Consider the following 3,369-nt stretch of genomic DNA (forward strand, 5'->3'; position numbering starts at 1 on the left):
CGCCCCGCGCCGCTGCCGGCCCCTCTGGCGGGTCAGAAGACGGGCGGCTCCGTGTAGACGCCCCACTCGTCCCGGAGAGCGTCACAGATCTCGCCGAGCGTCGCCTCCGCACGGACCGCTTCGAGCATCGGCTCGATCATGTTGGCCTCGCCGCGCGCGGCCTCCATCATCGACGCGAGTGCCGAGGAGACGGCTGCCTCGTCGCGCTCCTTGCGGCGCGTGCCCAGCGCCCGCACCTGCTCGTGCTCCACCTCGTGGCTGACCCGCATGATCTCCAGGTCGCCGGTGACCGATCCGGTGTGGCAGTTGACGCCGACGACCTTCTTGTCGTCCTTCTCCAGCGCGCGCTGATAGGTGAACGCGGCCTCGGCGATCTCGCTGGTGAACCAGCCGTCCTCGATCCCACGCAGGATGCCCGAAGTGATCGGCCCGATGGGGTGGTTGCCCTCCGGCACCGCACGGCGTCCGCGTTCCTTGATCTGCTCGAAGATCTTCTCGGCGTCGGCCTCGATGCGGTCGGTGAGCGCCTCGACGTACCACGAACCGCCCAGCGGGTCGGCGACGTTGGTGACGCCCGTCTCCTCCATCAGCACCTGCTGGGTGCGCAGCGCGATCTCGGCGGCCTGTTCGCTGGGGAGTGCCAGCGTCTCGTCGAGAGCGTTGGTGTGCAGGGAGTTGGTACCGCCGAGGACGGCCGCGAGAGCCTCCACAGCTGTGCGTACGACGTTGTTGTACGGCTGCTGCGCGGTGAGCGAGACACCGGCGGTCTGGGTGTGGAAACGCAGCCACTGCGCCTTGTCGCTCTTCGCGCCGTACTCGTCGCGCATCCAGCGGGCCCAGATCCTGCGTGCCGCACGGAACTTGGCGATCTCCTCGAAGAAGTCGACGTGGGCGTCGAAGAAGAAGGAGAGGCCCGGTGCGAAGGAGTCGACGTCCAGCCCGCGGCTGAGGCCCAGCTCCACGTATCCGAAGCCGTCCGCCAGCGTGTACGCGAGCTCCTGCGCGGCCGTCGAGCCGGCCTCCCGGATGTGGTAGCCGGACACCGAGAGCGGCTTGTAGGCGGGGATGTTGCGGCTGCAGTGCTCCATCAGGTCGCCGATCAGGCGCAGATGGGGCTCCGGCTGGAACAGCCACTCCTTCTGGGCGATGTACTCCTTGAAGATGTCCGTCTGCAGCGTGCCGTTCAGCACGGCCGGGTCCACGCCCTGCCGTTCCGCCGCGACGAGGTACATGCAGAAGACGGGCACAGCGGGGCCGGAGATCGTCATCGAGGTCGTGACGTCGCCGAGGGGGATGCCGGAGAAGAGCACCTCCATGTCGGCGGCGGAGTCGATGGCGACTCCGCAGTGGCCGACCTCGCCCAGGGAGTGGGGGTCGTCCGAGTCGCGGCCCATCAGGGTCGGCATGTCGAACGCCACGGAGAGGCCGCCGCCGCCGGCCTCGAGGATCATCTTGTACCGCTCGTTGGTCTGCTCGGCGTTGCCGAACCCCGCGAACTGGCGGATGGTCCAGGTGCGGCCGCGGTATCCCGTGGCGTACAGGCCGCGCGTGAACGGGTATTCGCCGGGCCAGCCGATCCGCTCGAAGCCGTCCACGGTGTCGCCGGAGCCAGGGCCGTACACGGGCTCGACGGGGTCGCCGCTGAGCGTGGTGAAGTCGGCCTCCCGCTTGCGGGCGGCGTCGTACCGGGCCTGCCAGCGGCGGCGGCCTTCTTCAATCGCGTGTGCGTCCATGCAATCGAATTTACTTGGACGTCCAAGTAATTGTCGACCGACCGGTCGGCGCAGACGGGATCGGGGGCGGGGCGGGTGGGCCCCTGTCAGGCCTCGACGGGAGCGGCGTGCGCGTCCTCGACCAGCGGCGAGACCTCGCGGACGACCTTGCGCTCGACGAAGAAGGCGGCCAGCGGAATCGTCCCGGAAATCAGCACCCACAGGAGCTTGCCGAACGCCCAGCGGGCCTTCTGCCCGAGGTCGAAGGCGACCACGAGGTAGATCATGAAGAGCAGGCCGTGGGCCTGGGAGACCACGAGCGTGACGTCCTTGTCGAGCACGCCGAGGAATCGGGAGAGAACGCTGCACGTGCACAGCACCAGCAGCATCACGGCGGTGACGTAGGCCATCACCCGGTAGCGGGTCAGCACCGACTTCTTCATGGGACGAGCGTAACGGGCCCTCCAGCGCGCCCTTCCGGCGCCCTGCTCCTCCACCGGCTTCCGGCGCCCTGCTCCTCCACCGGCTCCCGCTCCTGCTCTTCCTTGCTCCCGCGCCTACTCCTCCGCGAAGTCGTCGGCGGAGATGCGCAGCGGCCTGAGCATCGCGAAGATCTCGCCGCACTCCTCGGCGTCGTACGTGCCCAGCCCGAAGTCGACAGCCATCAGCTCCCGGGTCGCGGAGTCGCACACCTCGCGGCCCCTGTCGGTGATGGAGGCGAGCGTTCCGCGTCCGTCGTTGGGGTTGGGGCGCTTGTCGACGAGGCCGGACCTCTGGAGCCGGTCGATGGTGTTGGTGACCGAGGTCGGGTGCACCATCAGACGTTCGCCGATCTTGGACATCGGCAGCTCTCCGGCCCGCGAGAACGTGAGCAGCACCAGCGCCTCGTACCGCGCGAAGGTCAGCCCGTAGGGCTTCACCACGGCGTCGACCTGGGCCAGGAGGATCTGCTGCGCCCGCATGATGGAGGTGATCGCGGCCATGGACGGCACCGACCCCCATCGCTGCTTCCAGAGCTCGTCGGCTCGGGCGATCGGGTCGAACGTCAGACTGAGCGGCTTCGGCACGCCGTAAACCCTAATGGGCGCTCACATATTGACCATAGCCGTCTCAGGAATCGGTCCCCCCGGGCACCGCGGCGGGTGCGTCGCCCCGTGGCGCGCGCACCGCGTGGACCGAGCGCACCGCCGCGAGGACGCAGCCCGTACCGACGACCCCCGCGCCCACGACGGCCCAGTGGGGCGGCACGAACTCCGCGGCGAGCCCGCCCACGGCCATGCCCATGCCCTGCACGGTCATCAGCCCCGCGGACATCACAGTCATCGCCCGTGGCCGCAGCTCCTCCGGGACGGCGTCGAAGAACCAGCGGTCCAGGCCGAGGGTGTACGCGAAGCCCGAGCCGGCGGCGACGAGGGCGACCAGAGCGAGCAGCAGGCCGGGCCGCAACGCGAAGAGCAGGAAGGGCAGAAGCAGGGAACCGGCGAGCGGCAGCACCAGCTTCTCGCGAGTGGCGGGCCTGAGCAGGGCGCCCGCGGCCAGTTCCGCCACGAGAGCGCCCACGGGCATGGCGGCGAGCAGCAGTCCGACGCCGACCGGCCCCGCACCGATCTGGGCCGCGTAGGGCGCGGCCAGCCCCTCCGGCACGACGACGAAGGCG

General features: G+C 69.7%; 4 protein-coding genes. All 4 read right to left on the reverse strand.

The genetic code is table 11. From position 1 onward, the window contains the following. Positions 1–32 precede the first annotated feature (32 nt). Positions 33–1,733, reverse strand: a complete 1,701-nt coding sequence (locus tag H5J26_RS29575; protein ID WP_181769034.1) for an acyl-CoA mutase large subunit family protein — start codon at positions 1,731–1,733, stop codon at positions 33–35. 86 nt (positions 1,734–1,819) lie between these two features. Next, positions 1,820–2,155 carry a DUF3817 domain-containing protein gene (locus H5J26_RS29580; RefSeq protein ID WP_181769035.1) on the reverse strand — a complete coding sequence of 112 codons (336 nt, stop codon included), beginning with the start codon at positions 2,153–2,155 and terminating at the stop codon, positions 1,820–1,822. Positions 2,156–2,269: 114 nt separating this feature from the next. Next, positions 2,270–2,779, reverse strand: a complete 510-nt coding sequence (locus H5J26_RS29585) for a MarR family winged helix-turn-helix transcriptional regulator (protein WP_181769036.1) — start codon at positions 2,777–2,779, stop codon at positions 2,270–2,272. Positions 2,780–2,822: 43 nt separating this feature from the next. Then, on the reverse strand, positions 2,823–3,369 hold a 547-nt coding region (locus H5J26_RS29590), incomplete at its 5' end, for an MFS transporter (RefSeq protein ID WP_181769037.1).

The organism is Streptomyces albidus (ex Kaewkla and Franco 2022), assembly GCF_013870515.1.
Taxonomy (GTDB): domain Bacteria; phylum Actinomycetota; class Actinomycetes; order Streptomycetales; family Streptomycetaceae; genus Streptomyces; species Streptomyces albidus.